Here is a 19342-nt window from a genome sequence, read left to right on the forward strand (position 1 = left end):
TTTATGTGCTGCCTGTTGACGTCGTTATCTATCGAGGATTTATAACAGCCATATGACTGATGCTGCGCAGCTGTGCAAAAACGTGGACAGCTTTGCAAAGCTGCCCACGCTGCACGCAAGCTGATCCGACACGAAAGGACAGCTTACTTGGTAAATTAATCAAGCACTTTCAGTCTCATGCAGTGCTTCTGCTTTTGCTGTGCGCCATGATGAAAACAGAAAGGCAGCGATGAAGATCGCTGTCATGAGCAGAACGATTGTTGGTGCTGGTGCACTGTCGATGAAGAATGACAGATAAACGCCCATGAACGACGAGAACACCGCAACAATAACAGCAACAATCATCATGCTGCTGAACCGGCGCGTGAGCAGGAATGCAATTGCTCCCGGCGCGATCAGCATGGCGATTGCGAGGATGATTCCAACGGCTTTCAGCACACCGACAATGGTGAGCGAAATCAGGCAGAGCAATCCATAATGCAGAAGTCGTACCGGCAAACCAACTGCACGTGCTTGCGCCGGATCAAATGCATGAAGCAGAAAGTCGCGCCATTTGACTATCAAAATACCGGCAGTCAAAGCGGCGATGATTGCGGTCTCGATAAGATCGCCTGTGTTGATGCCCAGAATGTCTCCAAACAGGATGTGATCCAGATGAACTTCTGCGCGCACAGAAACATAAAGCACAAGCCCAAGCCCAAACATGCCTGAGAAGACGATTCCCATGACAGTATCTTGCTTGATGCGGCTGTTTTCTTTGAGAAAACCTGTAGCCAGTGCACAAACCATACCGGCAACAAAGGCTCCAATTCCAAACGGTAGCCCAATCATATAGGCAATCACAACGCCCGGCAGCACTGCATGGCTGATGGCATCGCCCATTAGCGACCAACCCTTGAGCACTAGAAAGCAGGAGAGCAGGGCGGTTGGAATGGCGATAAGCACCGAAGCAATCAGCGCATAGGCCATGAAATCAAATTGAAATGGCATCAAAAGCATTTCAGGAAAGCTCATAGCTCAACCTCCTGCAATGCTTCGGCCGCACGTCTTCGGGCCGCGAGCATGCCATGCTTGGGTGCGAGAAAAAACACGGTAAGAAACACTAGCGTTTGCAACACAACAATGATGCCGCCTGTGGCACCGTCCATGAAGTAGCTGATGTATGCACCGATGAAGCTCGTCGATGCGCCAATGAGTACAGCAATCCACAAAAGCCGTGAAAAGCGGTCTGTGAGCAAGTACGCAGTCGCGCCCGGCGTTACGACCATGCAGATGACGAGAAATGCGCCCACGGTCTGCATTGCAGCAACGGTTGAGGCCGAAAGCAGTGTGAAGAACATGATTTTCAGCGCTGTTGGTTTCAACCCAATGGACCGTGCATGGCTTTCATCAAAAAACACCACCATCAGGTCTTTCCATTTCAGCAAAAGCAGCGCGAGCGACACAAAGCCAATGATGGCCAATTGCAGAATATCGCCGGGCGTGATCGCCAGAATGTTGCCCAGCACGATTGTCTGAATGCTGATTGAGGTTGGCCGCAGCGAAATCATGAACAGACCAAGGCCGAAGAAGGCCGTGAAGATCAGCCCGATAATCGCGTCTTCTTTGAGCTTCGTGCGCTGATTGAGAAACAGCATTGCAGCTGCAGCAAGTCCGCCGGAAAAGAACGCCCCGATAGAAAATGGCAGACCCAGCATATAAGCACCAGCAACTCCCGGTACGATGGAGTGGGAGAGGGCGTCACCAATGAGCGACCAACCCTTAAGCATCAGATAGGCTGACAGAAATGCACAAACTCCACCGACGAGGGCGGAAACCCACATGGCATTGAGCATATATCCATAAGAAAACGGTTCGAGCAGCACGGACATTAATTCTGTCCTTCCTGTTTATGCTCATAAAGCACAAATGGGCGCTCATCGTCTGTTATCACGCCAATAGCTGATCGATTCTGACTGGTCTTTTCATCAAGAATGAGGTGGCGCAGGACGCCTCCGAAAGCCTTTTCGAGGTTCGCTTGCGTGAAAATCTCTTCTGTAGGGCCATAGGCAAGCACGGTATTCTTTACGAGAACGGTGCGGTCGCAGAACTCAGGTACGCTGCCGAGATTATGCGTCGAAACCAACATCACCCGACCTTCATCGCGAAGGCCGCGCAGAAGGGTTACGATTGCTTCCTCGGTCTTAACATCCACCCCGGTAAAAGGCTCATCAAGGAGGATGACTTTCGCATCCTGAGCAAGCGCGCGAGCGAGAAAAACGCGCTTCTTCTGCCCGCCAGAGAGTTCACCGATTTGCCGCTTGCGAAAATCAATCATGTTGACGCGGCTTAAGGCCTTTTCGACCGCTTCGTGATCGGCACGACGTGCAATGCGCATCATGCCCATATGCCCGTAACGCCCCATCATGACGACATCTTCGACCAAAACAGGGAAATTCCAGTCGACCTCTTCGCTTTGCGGCACATAAGCGACCAGATTTTTTTTCAATGCCTGCTTAACAGGCTGGCCGAGAATCGAAATGTCGCCCTTCGCGAGACGGACAAAGCCCATAATGGCCTTAAAAATGGTCGATTTTCCAGAGCCGTTTACACCTACAAGCGCAGTGATCGTCCCGGTTGGTATTTCAAAGCTGGCATTGCGCAGCGCTGTATGACCGTTGCGATATGTGACAGTCGCATTTTTTACGCTCAAGCCCAGAGCCGCGCTTTGATTAAGCGCGGCCTGTTCCTCAATGTGATGATTTATTGGAACATTCATTGTTTGAGGCCTTTGGCGATCGTGTCCGAAGTGACTTTCAGAAGATCAATATAGGTCGGAACTGGACCGTCCGCTTCAGAAAGTGAATCGACATAGAGAACACCACCATATTTCGCGCCAGTTTCCCTTGCGACCTGTTCAGCAGGGGCGGCGGAAACCGTGCTTTCCGAGAAAACGGCAGTGATGTTATTGGCGCGAACGGCGTCAATCACTTTGCGTACCTGCTGTGGTGTGCCCTGCTGGTCGGCATTGATCGGCCAGAGATAAAGCTCTTTCAGATCAAAATCGCGGGCGAGGTAGGAGAATGCGCCTTCACTCGTCACAAGCCAGCGCTTGTCGGCCGGAATAGTTGTGAACTCGGCTTTGATTGGATCAATGGTCGCAGTGATTTCGGCTTTGTATTTCTCGGCGTTGGCTTTGTAGGTTTCAGCATTGTCCGGGTCGTATTTGATGAATGCATCACGGATATTGTCAACATAGATGAGGGCGGATGTGGGAGACATCCACGCATGTGGGTTCGGTTTACCGCTGTAAGGGCCTTCCGTAATACCCATCGGCACAACGCCGTCGCTCACCACCACACTTGGAACCTTCTTGAGGCGTGAGAAGAATTTTTCAAACCAGAGCTCGAGATTAAGCCCATTCCAAAGGATGAGGTCAGCACCTTGTGCTTTGATGAGGTCGCCGGGGGTTGGTTGATATTCGTGGATTTCAGCGCCCGGCTTCGTGATCGATTCAACCGTCGCGGCATCGCCAGCAACATTCCGAGCTATATCAGCAATGACTGTGAAGGTTGTAACGGCTTTGAATTTATCCGCCGCCAACGCGGCCCCCGATGTGAAAAGCAAACCTAAGCTGATGGATATTATAGAAAGAAAGCTGCGGTTTAAGTGACGGTTCATTACCTTCTCCTCGGGGAAATTGCCAAGCCTGTAAATGATTGATCGTAAGTGGCGCGCGAGAGTTGTGGTTTTGATGCGCCCTTGTTTCAGATGCGAATAATTATCATTTGCATAAAGTACGAATAGCCTAATTTCAATCGCTTTTGCAAATCATTTGCAATAATTTTGCAAAAAACATTAAAATTGATTGTGGTGGTGGCTAAAATACGCCAATAAATTGCATGTAAGCTTCGTCTAACCCGAGGTGAAAATTAAATACGTACACGTTGACGGAAGCCTGTCAGAGGCTCTTGGGTGAACTGCGAAAGCCCGATAATGGGGTTTTGAATCACGTACTAAGGCTCGATTGAGCAAAAATATTACAGTTAAAATCATGCATCCAACCAGGAAGAATGCAATTTTATTTTAGAGAAGGTAGGTAATTCCATTCACTCTAATTTTATGGATTCCTTAGCTTTAATAAGTGCTCGTCCGTCTCGCCTCAATATATCGAGGCGTTCAGGAGCAAACGGCACAAATGCGGGATAGCGTTCTATAAAACGGTATGGAGGTTATCCGAAGCCAAACGATGCCGAGCTTTTAGAGAAGCGACAGTATCTTCCCTGTAAGTCCCAACAAGAATCGTCAGACCTCGGATCCCATTATTTAACTTGCAGGACGTGGTGGCAGGCCCGCATGTGATCGCATTTTTTGATAAAGAGCAGCGGCAATTGGTTCATAGTTTTCATCGAAGTGATGGCCGCCAGCGAGTTTCATGAGATCTGCGCCTTTAAGTTCTGGTGCGGTGCAAGCTGTATCGTCTTCTTCCTCACCATAGACACAGACGACACGATCAAGCGGGATGGTTGAGATGGCTGGTACAACATCTTTGTCACCATCCATTCCAAGCCAGCCTTCGATTGAAACCTGAAACGTCGTTGTCGTTTCGACGCCTAAAAGGCCAATCATCTTCGTGCGGTCCTGTATGGCTGGATCCAAATATTTCCAAGCGAAGGGGAATGTATCCGCACCAAACGAATAACCTAAAACTGTGACCGGCAGTTTATTTGTTGGATCGGCTTTCTGGATCATTGCGGTTGTATCACACGCGATTTCTTCGGGCGTTCGTTCTGACCAGAAGTAGCGGAGTGAATCGACGCCGATAACGTGAACGCCATTCGCTTGCAGCCATTCACCAATGGATTTGTCGAGATCGCGCCAGCCGCCATCGCCTGAGTAAAATACGGCAACCATGTCAGCTTTTCCGCCTTTCGCTGGCAAGTCAACAATGGGCAAAGCTTCGTTTTTGGCATCCTGATCAGCCATGGCAACCACATTGTCGACGGCCATTTTCATACGAGATGCGAAGTCTGGCCCGGATTGCAACACGGCTACTTTCTTCTGTCGTGCTTCCAACGGATTGTTGACTGGCGAGCCTGCTGGACCAATCACAAGTGTGGATGCAGGCATTTTCGCATCATATTCATAAGTGAAGCCACCGCCCGGTGCTTTGACAGCATGAGCTTCTTCCGTGCAAGAAGGCAGACGGGTTTTTGCTGGCGTTGGGTCGAGAGCAATTGCCCCAGCAATCGTTGCATCTGGAGAGTCGGATGCAGCGGCATAAGCGATTGTAGCGCCCTGTCCAATGCCGGTTACGACTGGATGGAAATAGACATCCAGATCCAGTCCGCGTAGGGCTTCTTTGGCAATGGCTTCAAAGTCAGAGTCGAGATAATTGCACTCGCCGTCTTCCTTATCGAGTGCCGCCCGCCACGGGCCGAGTTCGACCGGAAGCACGATGATATTGCGTGCAAGCATTGCATCCATATAGCTGCGTTCATTATCACCGATGCCGTTTTCGTCGCTCAGCAAAATCGAAAGCCCAACTGGATCGCCTTTCGGCATGTAGACAGGAATGTTTGAAAGCCGCTCGGCACTGGCATGGATGACCGGCTCGTCAGCATTGAAGAACTGTGCCCAATAACGAGCGATCTTGCCCGAATGCATCGCAGCATAAGCACCTGCTGCACCAAGCAGCGCCAATCCGAAGACTGTCAAAAGAATGCGTCGCTTCTTCATTTGCGGATAAACTCCAGAGGGCTGCCGTTAATCAGGGTTGTTGCATCGATAAGCGCACGCGGTGTTTCAAGTCCGCCGGGACAGACCATATAATGTGGTGTCCAGACGGGATCGAATTTTTCCTTGAATGCTTTCAGGCCATCAAAGTGATAAAGATCAGCGCCGCGCCGGTAGATGAACGAGCCGAAGCGGTTCCACCGTGACGCCAGTCTGCTGCGGTTTAGGCCCGAGAGTGGTGCAGCACCCAGATTAAACCATTTGTAGCCCTGATCTTTGCTATACATGAGCAGTTTGGCAAAAAGTGCGTCCATCAGCAACTTATGCACGTTCGGCATGTAACGCATGAGATCGACGGTGATTTCGTATTTGTCGGCTCCGCGCCAAAGATTGGCAAAGGCGACAATTTCACCGTCTTTTTTGATAACGGCAACATCGAAACGCTGCATATAATCATCGTCGAAATAGCCTAGCGAGAAACCTTTTTCGCTGCCAGACTTATGGTCCAGCCATGCGTCAGAGATTTCGCGCAGGCGTGGCACAAGTGGCGGTACATCTTTTACGTCGATGACTTCAAAAGTCAGGCCGTCCTTTTCAACCTTACGATCCGCATAACGGAAAGGTTGCCTGCGTGGACCTTCCAGAGAAAAGTCTGCAAGGTTCACACGTGCAACTTCGCCAAGCTTCAGGGCGACAAGCCCCATATCAAGAAATAGCGGTAGGCTTTGCGGACCAACTCCGTAAAACACTGTGCGAAGCGCCATTTTGTCGGCAAGACTATGGAATGCCCATGCGAGGTCTTTGCCGCTTTGCGCTGTGCCTATCGGTTCGCCCAAGGCAATCAGACTTCCACCGGATTGTGCATACATGATGAAGGCGCTGTCATCTGGTGCCAACAAAAATTGCTTGTCACCCAACATAGCGAGTGCCGCATCGGTGTGCGGGCATTGCGCAACGAGCGTTGGAACGGCGTCGGGGATTGAATAATCGCGTTTGCGCTTACGTTGGCTATGACGGTTGATGATGGAGTGCAGACCAAATGCTGCGACAACCGCGAAGACCAGAACCGTTGCGCGCAAAAAGCGCGGCGCGTTATCGTTCCACGCGAAATCCCACCATAGATTGTTGGAATATTCGACATGGCGATAAACAAAAAAGCCGAGCCATGTCGAGACGATCACTGTCGTTCCGACCGAGGCAACCCAACTCCAGCTCAGTTCAAAGGGACCGGAAATCGGACGCCGATAGAAGGAATCCCGGAACCCCCATAGAGCAAGTGCGAAGACACAAAGAATGCTTGCTTCTTCCCAGTCGAGACCTTTTGCAATTGAGAAAACGGCACCAAACAGCAGAAGGACGATGGCCGCAATCCATGCGCGCTCCAGCCGTTTGAACAAGCCACGCGCGACGATGAGCAGAGCGACGCCAACAAGACTTGCCGCAAGGTGAGAAGTCTCGACAAAAAACTCTGGAACAACGCCTGACAAGATTTTGACGCGATAGCGCATATCGGGTGTTGCGCCCGAAACAAGCAGTATAATGCCGCCAAGGAAGATGATGCTGGCGGAAAGCCCCGGTATCAGCGGCTCGACAAGGCGCTTGGCAAACTTGGCTTGCCGCCCAAGCATTTGCCTGCGGCGCATAGCTTCCCAGATGAGCAGGCCAATTGTCGAGACCACAAGCGGCATGACCGTGTAGATGACCCGATAGGCCAGCAAACCGGCAATCGCCTGCGGATTATCGCCAATGCCCAAACCGGCGATGATGGTCGCTTCAAAGGCACCAAGGCCACCCGGAGCATGGCTCGCAATACCAAGAACAATCGCAATCACATAGACGAGTGAGAAGACTGCAAAGCTTGGCACGGCGTCCTGTGGCATCAGAACGTAAAGCGTTGCGGCTGCTGCACCAACGTCGACAAGGCCAGCAAGGATTTGTGTGATCGCGCCCTTTGAATTTGGCAAGCGCAGACTAAGCGATCCGATGCGCAACGTACGTTGTCCATGGGAAAGCCAGTAGATCAGCCAGGCGATGCCAGCGAGAATAATAACTCCCGCGACGATATCAATACGGGCATCAATGGTCGAAATCCACGGAACATCCTGCGGATCAATCAGGAGGGCTGCGCCCACCATGATGATGAGCGCAAACCAGATTGCAAACCATGAAGTGCCAACGATCTTGCCAATGTCAGCAAGGCTAATACCTTCGGCTGCATAAATACGGTAACGAAGTGCACCGCCCGTCAGCAGCGAAAAGCCGATAGCATTAGATATCGCATAGCCTGCAGCACCCGCGACGGCAGCAATGCGGCGCGGAATCTGATTTGGGGCAATGGTGTCCACTGCAACGACGTCGTAAAGGGCGACTGCTGCATAGCTGAGCATCGTAAACAGGACCGCGAGGCCGATGATGGTCCATGGCATTTCATGGAATGCATCAAGTGTTTCTTTACGCGACGTGTTCTGAAGCAGATTACCAAGAACATAGATTGCGAGCAGCGCGATTGCGATGCCAGCTATCGGAAACAGAAAGTGTTGGTAACGTCTTAGCCACGCGAAAGATCTTTTGGCGGGTGGCGGTGTTAAAGAAGGTTCTTCATCGTCAATTAAGCTCATCGGAGCGTTGTCCAGTCTGGAGCAATCTAAAATCTGGCAAATGATCCTGATTTAGGGCGAACTTGTGTTCGAACGAGATGCCGCATTGAAAATATTCAAACTAATGCCGAAGTTGGTCTATAGGGCTGAATGAATTAGCGTGAGTACAAAAGTTTTTAGATAAATTGAGAGATTTTTATAAACCCTGCCGGACTTTGTTCAAAAACAAATGACTAGAGCTGTTTGTATGTTTGAGATAACAAACATCCGGTCTGATATAAAGAGGTTTTAGTGCTTAGTGTTTCTTATTTAACGGCGGCCGGGGCAGGTGCACTGTCATTTCTTTCGCCCTGTGTTTTGCCGCTGGTTCCGCCATATCTTTGTTATATGGCAGGGGTGAGCGTTGAAGATTTTCGCGCTGAAAAAGAAGCGCGAGCCGCCGCGGCCCCGAGCCAGCGCCGCTCGCTTGCGTTTGCTGCCATTTGCTTTGTTCTCGGCTTCACCACTGTTTTTGTTGCGCTTGGTGCTGGTGCATCATCGATTGGTGCATTCCTGCGCATGTGGCAGCAGGAAATCGCAATGGTTGCAGGCGTTGTCATTATACTGATGGGCCTTAACTTCCTCGGTGTTCTTCGCTTTTCATTCCTGTCGCGAGAAGCGCGCTTTCAGGCACGCAGCGCACCTGCAACGCCGCTGGGCGCATACGTTATGGGTCTGGCCTTTGCCTTTGGCTGGACACCATGCATCGGTCCGGTACTAGGCCCGATCCTCACTCTAGCAGGTGGCAGTAGTACCGTCGGCGAGGGCGCAGCACTGCTGGCAGTCTACTCACTCGGCCTTGGTATTCCGTTTTTGATTGCCGCTCTTTTTTCTGGCGCATTCATGCGGTTTTTGTCGCGCTTCCGTGTGCATCTTGGCAAAGTCGAGAAAGCGATGGGCGTTCTTTTAATCGCGGCTGGTGTCCTTTTCTTAACAGGCGGAATGCAGTCTTTCTCGTTCTGGCTGCTTGAAACCTTCCCCGCATTGGGCAGACTTGGATAACGCGCTGTAAGCTTCCATATACGCTTTGATGCTATTGAGCAGAGAAGCCATCAATCATTCTGGACGATACCATGACAGACCGTACCTGCCTTTCCATCGTGCTTGCCGCTGGCGAAGGCACACGCATGAAGTCGAACCTGCCAAAAGTTCTGCATCAGGTGGCAGGCCTGCCGCTGGTCTCTCATGTGGTCAAAGCCGTGCAGGGAACCGGTAAGAGCGACGTAGCGCTGGTTGTCGGACGCGGAGCGGATGAAGTGCGCGGAGCTGTCGAAAAAGTTGCCGATGCTGTTTCTGCGTTCGAGCAGAAAGAACGGCTTGGTACGGCGCACGCTGTTCTGGCGGCCCGCGAAGCGATTGAACGCGGGTATGATGATTTGCTGATTGTCTTTGGCGATACGCCGCTGATTGAAGCGCATTCTTTGCAGGCCGCACGCAATAAGCTTGTGGACGGCGCAGATGTTGTCGTTATCGGATTCCGCCCTGAAAGCTCGCATGGCTATGGTCGCTTGATCGAAGAAGGCGGCAAGCTCACCGCAATCATCGAGGAAAAAGAAGCGACCGACGAGCAGAAGAAAATTGGCTTCTGCAATGGCGGACTGATGGCCGTTCGCGGCGATCATGCGCTTGCATTGCTCGATGCGGTTGATAACAAAAACGCCAAGGGCGAATATTATCTCACTGACATCGTTGGCCTTGCACATGGCAAAGGTTTGAACGTCGTGGCGATTGAAGTGCCGGTCGATAATGTGATTGGCATCAACAATCGCGCAGAGCTTTCTGTTGCGGAAAACATCTGGCAGAACCGCAAGCGTCAGGAGATGATGCTGGCAGGTGTGACGCTGATTGCGCCTGAAACTGTCTTTTTCTCGCATGACACGCTGGTCGAAGCAGATGTTGTTATCGAACCGAATGTGTTTTTCGGCCCGAAAGTTCATGTCGCATCGGGCGCGATGATCCATGCTTTTTCGCATATTGAAGGCGCAAAGATCGGTTTGAATGCTGAGATTGGGCCGTTTGCGCGTTTGCGTCCGGGTGCAAATCTTGGTGAAAAGTCAAAAGTCGGCAATTTCTGCGAAGTGAAAAACGCAGAAGTCGGCAAGGGCGCCAAGATCAACCATCTTACCTATATTGGTGATGCGATGGTTGGTGCGTCGAGCAATATCGGTGCAGGCACGATTACCTGCAATTACGATGGCTATAACAAATACAAGACCGTGATCGGTGAAAACGCGTTTATCGGTTCAAATAGCTCGCTTGTTGCGCCGGTATCAATTGGCAACAATGCTTATATTGCTTCGGGTAGCACGATCACAGATGACGTTCCTGCCGACGCTTTGGCTTTTGGTCGTGCGCGCCAGGAAACGAAAGAAGGTCGTGGAAAGCTGCTGCGTGAGAAGTACGCTGCCATCAAAGCGGCTAAAACGGCGAAGAAATAAAAGACTATTGGATGACAATAGCGGCAATCCTTTGGGTTGCCGTTCTGCTTTATAAGTTTTAAATCGCAGCTATATGCGTGAATCTTGGATTTGGAGCACTCTATGTGTGGAATTATCGGCATCATCGGCAATGACGAAGTTGCACCGCGTCTGGTTGATGCGCTGAAGCGGCTTGAATATCGCGGCTATGATTCCGCTGGTATTGCTACGCTGCTGGATGGAAAGCTTGATCGCCGTCGCGCGGAAGGCAAACTGGTCAATCTGGAAAAGCGCCTTGCAGGTGAGCCGCTTCCTGGCGTGATTGGCATCGGCCATACGCGTTGGGCCACACACGGTAAACCGGTTGAGCGTAATGCGCATCCTCATATCACGTCACGTCTGGCCGTTGTGCACAACGGTATCATTGAAAACTTTGCTGAACTGCGGGCTATGCTTTCTGCTGAAGGTTACAAGTTCGAGACAGAAACCGATACTGAGGCAGTTGCGCATCTCGTGACGCGCGAACTGAATAAGGGCAAATCGCCGGTTGAAGCTGTGCGCGATTGCCTGCCTTTGTTACAGGGCGCTTTTGCGCTCGCTTTCCTGTTTGAAGGCGACGAAGAAACCCTGATTGGTGCGCGTCAGGGACCACCATTGGCCGTTGGCTATGGCGACGGCGAAATGTTCCTTGGCTCTGACGCTATCGCGCTCTCGCCGTTCACCGACACCATTGCCTATCTCGAAGATGGCGATTGGGCCGTGCTGACCCGCAAGGGCGTGACCGTCTATGACGAGAACAATGTGGAGGTTGAGCGCGCAATCCAGAAGTCGCAGACGGCCAATATGCTGGTCTCGAAGGGCAACCATCGCCACTTCATGCAGAAAGAGATGTTCGAGCAGCCGGAAGTTATTTCGCATACGCTCGCCAATTATCTCGACTTCACCACTGGCAAAGTGCGTCAGGAAGCAGTCAGTATTGATTTCAGCAAGATTGATCGTTTGACGATTTCTGCCTGCGGCACAGCGTTTTATGCAGCTTCGGTTGGAAAATACTGGTTTGAGCAGATCGCACGTTTGCCAGTCGACAGCGATATCGCTTCGGAATTCCGCTATCGCGAAATGCCGCTTTCAAAAGACTCGCTCGCAATGTTCGTTTCGCAGTCTGGTGAAACGGCTGATACGCTTGCTTCGCTGCGTTATTGTAAGTCACAGGGCCTGAAGATTGCTTCTGTGGTCAATGTCACGGGCTCGACTATTGCGCGTGAATCGGATGCCGTTTTCCCAACGCTTGCTGGCCCTGAAATTGGTGTTGCATCGACCAAGGCATTCACCTGCCAGCTTTCCACGATGGCATCGCTTGTTATTGCTGCTGCAAAAGCACGCGGTGCGATTGATGACAAGCGTGAGCAGGAACTGGTGCGTCAGCTTTCTGAAGCTCCGCGTTTCATCAATCAGGTTCTTAAGCTTGAAGACCAGATTGCAGCAGTCTGCCATGAACTTTCCAAGGTTAATCATGTGCTTTATCTTGGTCGCGGAACATCCTTCCCGCTGGCTATGGAAGGCGCGCTGAAGCTCAAGGAAATTTCCTATATCCACGCTGAAGGCTATGCGGCTGGTGAACTCAAGCACGGCCCGATTGCGCTCATTGACGAGACCATGCCGGTTATTGTCATTGCACCTTCTGATCGTCTTTATGAGAAGACCGTTTCCAATATGCAGGAAGTGGCTGCACGCGGTGGTCGTATCATTCTCATCACCGATAAGAAGGGTGCTGCATCTGCTAGCATCGATACGATGGCGACAATCGTTCTGCCAGATGTGCCGGAATTCATAACGCCGCTGGTTTATGCTCTGCCAATCCAGATGCTGGCCTATCACACAGCATTGTTGATGGGGACTGACGTCGATCAGCCACGCAATCTAGCGAAATCGGTGACTGTAGAGTAAAATGAAAATGGCCGCAGCGATGCGGCCATTATGTTATCCTGCCCGGAGCAGACGGATCGCCTCATCGCGTCCGAAGAGATAGAGCAGCACCCGCAAAGCCTGACCGCGTTCGCTTTCAAGATCAGGATCGCTCGCCAGAATATAACGCGCATCTTTTCGCGAAATTTCCAGAAGGTCACCATGCGCTTCAATCGAAGCAAGCCGGAAGCCTGGAGTGCCTGATTGACGGGTGCCGAGCAATTCGCCTTCGCCGCGCAGTTTCAGGTCTTCTTCAGCAATGCGGAAGCCATCTTCGGTTTCGCGCATCACCTTGAGACGTGCCTGTCCGATTTCACCAAGCGGGCCTTTATAAAGCAGCAGACATGTGGATGGCTTGTCGCCACGCCCGACACGTCCGCGCAACTGATGCAATTGCGAGAGGCCGAAGCGTTCCGCATGTTCGATGACGATAATGGTTGCATCGGGCACGTCGACGCCAACCTCAATAACAGTCGTAGCAACAAGAAGGCGTGTTTCGCCCTGCTTGAAAGCACGCATAGCTTCGTCTTTCTCAGCACCACTCATCCGGCCATGAATGAGGCCAATCTTGTTACCGAAGACGGGCTTCAGTGATTCAAAACGTTCTTCGGCAGAAGTCAGTTCGACAAGTTCGGATTCTTCCACAAGTGGGCAAATCCAGTAGATTTTCTGCCCTTCATGTATTGCTTTTCGAATACGTTCAACCAGTTCGTTCATCCGCTCCATTGGCAGAATTGCGGTGGTGATCGGCTGACGCCCGGCGGGCTTTTCTGTAAGCTTGGATACATCCATATCGCCAAAGGCCGTCAGAACAAGTGTACGCGGGATCGGCGTTGCCGTCATAACCAGCATATCAGGCGCGGTGCCTTTAGCTGTCAGCATCAAACGCTGATGCACACCAAAGCGATGCTGCTCATCGATGATAACGAAGACCAGATCGTGATATTCGACTTTCTCCTGAAAAAGCGCATGTGTGCCGATGATAATATTTATCTCACCGCTTTTCAGACCTTCAAGTGTGGCAGTGCGTTCTTTGCCCTTATCGCGACCAGTAAGCAGGGCTACTTTCAAACCAACCTTTTCAGCCAACGGGGCAATCGTTGCAAAATGCTGTCGTGCCAGAACTTCTGTGGGAGCCATCAGGGCAGATTGCCCGCCGGACTCTGCGGCATGTGCCATTGATAAAAGGCCAACCACCGTTTTACCGGAACCCACATCGCCTTGCAAAAGCCGCAACATACGCTCTGGTGATTTGAGGTCGGTGATGATCTCGCGAACCGCCTGATCCTGACCTTTCGTCAGCTTATAGGGCAGGTGGCGCATAATTTCTGCCGCTATGCGCCCGTTGCCTTCCAGCGGACGGCCGGAAAGTCGGCGTGTTTTGGAGCGCACCATTGCTAATGCGAGTTGGCCTGCCAGAAACTCGTCATAGGCCAGTCTGCGGCGCGTAATGCTTTCGAGCGCTATATCGCTTGGGTCTTCCGGCAGATGCATCGTATCGAGAGCATCTTTGAATGGCGAAAACCGCTCCCGCGCAATCAACGGCCCATCAATCCATTCAGGCAGAACCGGAACGCGGCTCAGCGCTTCTTTCATCGCGCGACCAAGTGTTTTGGAAGAAAGCCCGGCCGTCAGTGGATAGACCGGCTCGACCATTGGTAGATTGGCTGCATCTTCAAGGCTCGCAATATAATCGGGATGCACCATTGAAGCGCGTCCGTTAAACCATTCGACCTTGCCTGAAACGATGACGGTTTCACCTTCTGGCAACGTCTTTTCAAGCCATGGCAATTGCGCATGGAAAAAGGTGAGGACGATTTCGCCGGTATCATCATGCGCGATCACACGATGCGGAACATTGGCTTTCCCGCGCGGTGCAGGCTGATGCTGATCGACCTTAACTTCGAGCGTAACAATCGCACCTTCCTGTGCAAAAGCGATGCCGGGGCGATTGCGTCGGTCGATCACGCTGTGCGGCGGCAAAAACAGAAGCTGGCCCACTTTAGGCTCAGCACCGGGTACATCTGTGCCCAAAAGTTTACTAAGCAAAGCTGACACCTTCGGGCCAATGCCGGAAAGCGAGCGGACGGAAGCGAAAAACGGATCAAGGACAGACGGGCGCATGGCGGGAGCATTAACTGCTTTGCTTTTCTGTGCAAGCCTTTGAAATAGTTTTGTACTATTTTTGTTCTTATTGCGGAAACGGGTTCCCACTTGCGCCTGAGATGCTATATACCGGCAACATATTTGTTAATGGAGCGCTCAAACAATGACTGGCAGCACACTTGCGGCAGGAAATCTTGATGTAAGGCGTCGCAAGCTTCTGTTTCGCGCATGGCATCGCGGTATGCGCGAGATGGATTTGATCCTTGGGCAATATGCCGATCAGTATCTTCCAGCTTTCACCGATGCTGAACTTGAAGAGTTTGAACAGCTTCTTGAAGTGCTTGATCGCGATCTCTTGAAGTGGGTAACAGGCGAAAGCCCTACGCCTGAAGAGCATGATACGCCGTTGTTCCGAGACATTATCGCATTCCGTGACCGCATAGAATTCTGAGAATAAGTCCCATGCCCGTATTCAGCAAACTCGGTCTTAAAGCCAGCTCAGGCGTTAAAAATGGCAAGAATATCGTTATCGACGGCGTTGCCGATGGTTTCGAAGCCTTTTGTCTTGCGCGACTGGTCGAGGAGATTGGTGAACGCGGGCCTGTTTTGTATATTGTGCGTGATGGTCAGCGCATTGCCGATCTCGAGCAGGTTCTGAATTTCGTTTCACCGGATTTGCCGGTTCTCCATCTGCCTGCCTGGGACTGTCTGCCCTATGATCGTGTTTCGCCGGGTGCGGATACAAGCGCGCGTCGCTTAGCTGCACTGGGTGCATTGGCTTCGCTTAAAACGTCGCCGCATCCGGCCGTTATCATCACAACGGCAAACGCAATTCTGCAAAAACTGCCACCGCAGGCCGCAATCGCCGAGCAGGTGATTTCTGCGCGCCCCGGCAATCAGCTCAATATGAATGATCTGAGCGCGCGGCTGGAACGCAATGGTTTCGAACGTGTTTCGACCGTGCGTGACATTGGTGAATATGCGGTTCGTGGCGGCATTCTCGATCTTTATGCACCGGGATCCGAAGAACCGCTGCGGCTTGATTTCTTTGGTGATACGCTAGAGACAATCCGTGCTTTTGATCCGGCATCGCAGCGCACTACCGGCGCACGCAAGGAGTTCGTGCTACAGCCGATGAGCGAAATTTCGCTCTCGCCGGATATGATCAGCCGTTTCCGCAAAAATTATGTGGCGATGTTTGGTGCGCCGCAACGTGATGACGCGCTTTATCAAGCGATCAGTGAAGGCCGTCGCTTTGCCGGCATGGAACATTGGTTGCCGCTGTTCTACGACAATCTCGAAACAGTGTTTGACCATGCAGGCGACATGCCGGTGGTCTTCGATCATCTGGTGCATGAAGCGCTTACTGAGCGTCACACGATGGTCGTCGACCATTATGAATCTCGGTTGAGACAGGCTGAAGGTAAAGAGCCGGGCAGTGATGCCGTGCCTTATAAGCCAGTCAAACCGGAAGCGCTTTATCTCACACCAAAAGATGTTGAAGCGATTGCAGTAAGCCGCGGTCAGCGTATAGACCTGACGCCATTTGATGTGCCTGAAGTATCTGGTCGTACGATTGTTCACGCGGATGTTCATAAAGGCCGCAGCTTTGCTGAGGAGCGCGCTGCAACCGATGTAAACGTATTTGAACAGGCGGTAAAATACATCGCCGATCTGCGCGCGTCAGGCAAAAAAGTGCTTGTGGCGGCGTGGTCGGAAGGCTCGCTTGATCGTCTTTTGCAGGTGCTGGACGAGCATGGCCTTGAGAAGATCGAGACGGTTGACCGGCTCTCAATGGTCAAGGCGTTGTCACGTGACAAGATCACGGCGGCGGTGCTGGCCGTTGAAAGTGGCTTTGATGCGGGCGATCTGGTTGTTGTGGCCGAGCAGGATATTTTGGGCGACCGTCTTGTACGGCGCTCGAAACGCCGCAAGCGCGATCAGGATTTCATTTCGGAAGTCGCGTCGCTCTCAGCTGGTGATCTTGTCGTTCATGTCGATCACGGTATCGGACGCTTCATTGGCCTTAAGACCATCACAGCAGCCGGTGCTCCGCATGATTGTCTTGAAATTCACTACGCTGGCGATGACCGGCTTTTCCTGCCCGTTGAAAATATCGAGCTCCTGTCTCGCTTTGGCTCGGAAGGCTCAGAAGCAACTTTAGACAAGCTTGGCGGCGGCGCATGGCAGATGCGCAAGGCCAAGCTTAAGAAGCGCTTGCTTGAAATTGCTGGCCATCTGATTCAGATTGCCGCCGAACGTCAGATGCGTGGTGCGCCTGCTATGGTTCCGCCAGAAGGAGTTTACGCAGAGTTTGCTGCGCGTTTCCCTTATGATGAAACCGAAGACCAGCAGCGAGCAATCGATGCTATTATGGATGATCTAGGCGCAGGAAAGCCGATGGATCGCCTTATTTGTGGTGATGTTGGTTTCGGTAAGACGGAAGTGGCACTGCGCGCGGCTTTTGTTGCAGCCTTGAGTGGCTTTCAGGTGGCGGTCGTTGTCCCAACAACGCTGCTGTCACGCCAGCATTTCAAGACATTTTCCAAGCGCTTCCATGGGCTGCCGGTCAATGTGGCGCACGCATCGCGGCTTGTTAGCACTAAGGAGCTTGCAGCCACCAAAAAGGGGCTGGAAGACGGTACTGTCGATATTGTCATCGGAACCCACGCACTGCTTGGAAGTTCGATCAAGATCAAAAATCTTGGTCTGCTTATCATTGATGAAGAGCAGCATTTTGGTGTGAAGCATAAGGAACGGCTCAAGGAGTTGAAGTCGGATATTCACGTTCTCACACTTTCGGCCACGCCAATACCGCGCACATTGCAACTGGCTCTGACAGGCGTTCGAGAGCTTTCGCTCATTGCTACGCCGCCGGTTGATCGCATGGCTGTACGGACGTTCATTTCTCCGTTTGATCCTCTCGTGATCCGCGAAACGCTGCTGCGCGAGCGCTATCGCGGTGGTCAGAGTTTCTATGTCTGCCCGCGCGTTGCTGATTTGGGCGAGATCGAAGAGTTCCTTAAACAGCACGTTCCAGAGCTGAAAGTCGCTGTCGCGCATGGTCAGATGGCGCCGGGTATGCTCGATGACATCATGAATGCGTTTTATGACGGGCAATATGACGTGTTGTTGTCCACGACGATTGTGGAATCCGGGCTCGATATTCCGACGGCCAACACGATGATCGTGCATCGCGCTGATATGTTTGGCCTATCACAGCTTTATCAGCTTCGCGGTCGCGTCGGTCGCTCGAAACAGCGTGCATTCGCGCTGTTTACGTTGCCTGCCGGACGCACGCTGACCACGACAGCTGAACGTCGCCTGAAAGTGATGCAATCGCTTGATACGCTTGGCGCAGGTTTCCAGCTTGCAAGCCACGATATGGACATTCGCGGCGCGGGTAATCTGCTGGGGCAGGAGCAATCCGGACATATCAAGGAAGTGGGCTTTGAGCTTTATCAGCAGATGCTGGAAGAAGCCGTTGCCACGCTCAAGGGTACATTTGAAGTTGAAGATAGCCAGTGGTCGCCACAGATTGCCATAGGTACGGCTGTGATGATTCCGGAAGCCTATGTGCCGGATCTGCAATTGCGTCTGGGACTGTATCGTCGTCTTGCCGATCTTGCCGAACCACAGGAAATTGATGCATTTGGCGCGGAGTTGATCGACCGTTTCGGTCCAATGCCGGAAGAAGTACAGCATCTACTCAAGATCGTTTATATCAAAGCCTTGTGCCGCCGCGCCAATGTCGAAAAGCTCGATGCTGGTCCAAAGGGCGTCGTTATTCAGTTCCGCAATAAAACGTTCAATAATCCAGTTGGACTGGTGAAGATGATCGGCGAACACGGCTCAATGGCCAAGATCAGGCCAGATCAGAGCATCGTCTTTATTCGCGATTGGGCTACGCCTGAAAAGCGTTTGAATGGCTCGGCTGTCATCATGACACAGCTGGCAAAGATTGCTAGCGGCAGCTAAACAGTTCGCTATTAAACACTGAGGGTTCCGAGCCATTCCCCGGCTCTGAAGTTTAAACGGAGAGAACTTTGATGCTAAAGAATGCTTTGCGCGTTTCCTGCACCGCTGCTGCACTCGTATTTGTGTCTCAATCGGCTTTCGCTTTGACGACGCCCAATTGTAAGGTTGAGACGATTGAGAATTTTGTCAAAACTTTCAGCCATGATATTTCGATTCAGGAAGCCAATACCGCAAAGACCGTCATCTTCGAGAGCCTGGATATGGAAGCTGATCCAGAGCCAAAGAAGGTGAGCACAGAAGTTCCGCTTGCGGATGTCGAATGGCCGGTGATGCCAGATGTGGAAACGCTGGCTGGAAGAAAACGGCAGGCTGAGTACAAGGATGGCGAGAACGGCAATAAGATTGTCGTTATCAAAGGCACCGACAATGGCGAATATATGGAATTTGAATTTGCCGAGCAACCATGCTGGACTCTGGTTCGGGTGTCTGATGAGAGTATGTAAGCATTCGCTTGATTTTTAAAGA

At 51.8% G+C, this 19342-nt stretch carries 13 protein-coding genes; 6 read left to right on the forward strand and 7 right to left on the reverse strand.

Annotated elements, in window-relative coordinates:
• Positions 1-159 precede the first annotated feature (159 nt).
• The 6 genes from WH356_RS16680 to mprF all read right to left on the reverse strand — a co-directional run bounded on the left by WH356_RS16680 (position 160) and on the right by mprF (position 8333).
• The gene (locus tag WH356_RS16680) at positions 160-1014 is read right to left on the reverse strand and encodes a metal ABC transporter permease (RefSeq protein WP_339512773.1); all 855 of its coding nucleotides are present in this window, start codon (positions 1012-1014) and stop codon (positions 160-162) included.
• Positions 1011-1871 (reverse strand): metal ABC transporter permease, encoded by an 861-nt coding sequence (locus tag WH356_RS16685; RefSeq protein WP_339512775.1) that lies wholly within the window; start codon positions 1869-1871, stop codon positions 1011-1013. Before WH356_RS16685 ends, WH356_RS16680 begins: the two co-directional genes overlap by 4 nt.
• Entirely contained in the window at positions 1871-2758 is an 888-nt protein-coding gene (locus tag WH356_RS16690) for a manganese/iron ABC transporter ATP-binding protein (RefSeq protein WP_339512777.1), read from the reverse strand. Before WH356_RS16690 ends, WH356_RS16685 begins: the two co-directional genes overlap by 1 nt.
• Complete coding sequence (locus WH356_RS16695) at positions 2755-3660, reverse strand: metal ABC transporter substrate-binding protein (protein ID WP_339512779.1); 906 nt, start codon at positions 3658-3660, stop codon at positions 2755-2757. The genes WH356_RS16690 and WH356_RS16695 overlap by 4 nt, the downstream gene beginning before the upstream one ends.
• A 645-nt stretch (positions 3661-4305) precedes the next feature.
• Complete coding sequence (locus tag WH356_RS16700) at positions 4306-5718, reverse strand: virulence factor family protein (RefSeq protein WP_339512781.1); 1413 nt, start codon at positions 5716-5718, stop codon at positions 4306-4308.
• A complete protein-coding gene (mprF, locus tag WH356_RS16705) occupies positions 5715-8333 on the reverse strand; it encodes a bifunctional lysylphosphatidylglycerol flippase/synthetase MprF (protein ID WP_339512783.1) in 2619 nt (872 codons plus the stop codon). Before mprF ends, WH356_RS16700 begins: the two co-directional genes overlap by 4 nt.
• A gap of 270 nt (positions 8334-8603) precedes the next feature.
• Between mprF and WH356_RS16710 the strand changes: the two genes are divergently transcribed.
• The 3 genes from WH356_RS16710 (at position 8604) to glmS (ending at position 12715) form a co-directional block, all read left to right on the forward strand.
• Positions 8604-9353 carry a cytochrome c biogenesis CcdA family protein gene (locus tag WH356_RS16710; protein WP_339512785.1) on the forward strand — a complete coding sequence of 250 codons (750 nt, stop codon included), beginning with the start codon at positions 8604-8606 and terminating at the stop codon, positions 9351-9353.
• Between the two features lie 71 nt (positions 9354-9424).
• Positions 9425-10789 carry a bifunctional UDP-N-acetylglucosamine diphosphorylase/glucosamine-1-phosphate N-acetyltransferase GlmU gene (glmU, locus tag WH356_RS16715; RefSeq protein WP_339512787.1) on the forward strand — a complete coding sequence of 455 codons (1365 nt, stop codon included), beginning with the start codon at positions 9425-9427 and terminating at the stop codon, positions 10787-10789.
• Positions 10790-10891: 102 nt separating this feature from the next.
• Positions 10892-12715 carry a glutamine--fructose-6-phosphate transaminase (isomerizing) gene (gene glmS, locus WH356_RS16720; RefSeq protein ID WP_339512789.1) on the forward strand — a complete coding sequence of 608 codons (1824 nt, stop codon included), beginning with the start codon at positions 10892-10894 and terminating at the stop codon, positions 12713-12715.
• 33 nt (positions 12716-12748) lie between these two features.
• Here the strand turns inward: glmS and recG are convergent, their stop codons facing one another.
• Positions 12749-14857, reverse strand: a complete 2109-nt coding sequence (gene recG / locus WH356_RS16725) for an ATP-dependent DNA helicase RecG (RefSeq protein WP_421565961.1) — start codon at positions 14855-14857, stop codon at positions 12749-12751.
• Between the two features lie 145 nt (positions 14858-15002).
• Here recG and WH356_RS16730 point away from each other — a divergent pair, with 145 nt between their 5' ends.
• From WH356_RS16730 to WH356_RS16740, 3 genes are all read left to right on the forward strand, one after another.
• The gene (locus WH356_RS16730; protein WP_339512793.1) at positions 15003-15290 is read left to right on the forward strand and encodes an FAD assembly factor SdhE; all 288 of its coding nucleotides are present in this window, start codon (positions 15003-15005) and stop codon (positions 15288-15290) included.
• Between the two features lie 11 nt (positions 15291-15301).
• Positions 15302-18817: a transcription-repair coupling factor gene (gene mfd / locus WH356_RS16735; RefSeq protein WP_339512795.1), complete on the forward strand. Its 3516-nt coding sequence runs from the start codon at positions 15302-15304 to the stop codon at positions 18815-18817.
• 71 nt (positions 18818-18888) lie between these two features.
• The gene (locus tag WH356_RS16740) at positions 18889-19320 is read left to right on the forward strand and encodes a hypothetical protein (RefSeq protein WP_339512797.1); all 432 of its coding nucleotides are present in this window, start codon (positions 18889-18891) and stop codon (positions 19318-19320) included.
• Positions 19321-19342 lie beyond the last annotated feature (22 nt).

It is taken from the genome of Ochrobactrum sp. MYb379, from assembly GCF_037479515.1.
Classification (GTDB): domain Bacteria; phylum Pseudomonadota; class Alphaproteobacteria; order Rhizobiales; family Rhizobiaceae; genus Brucella.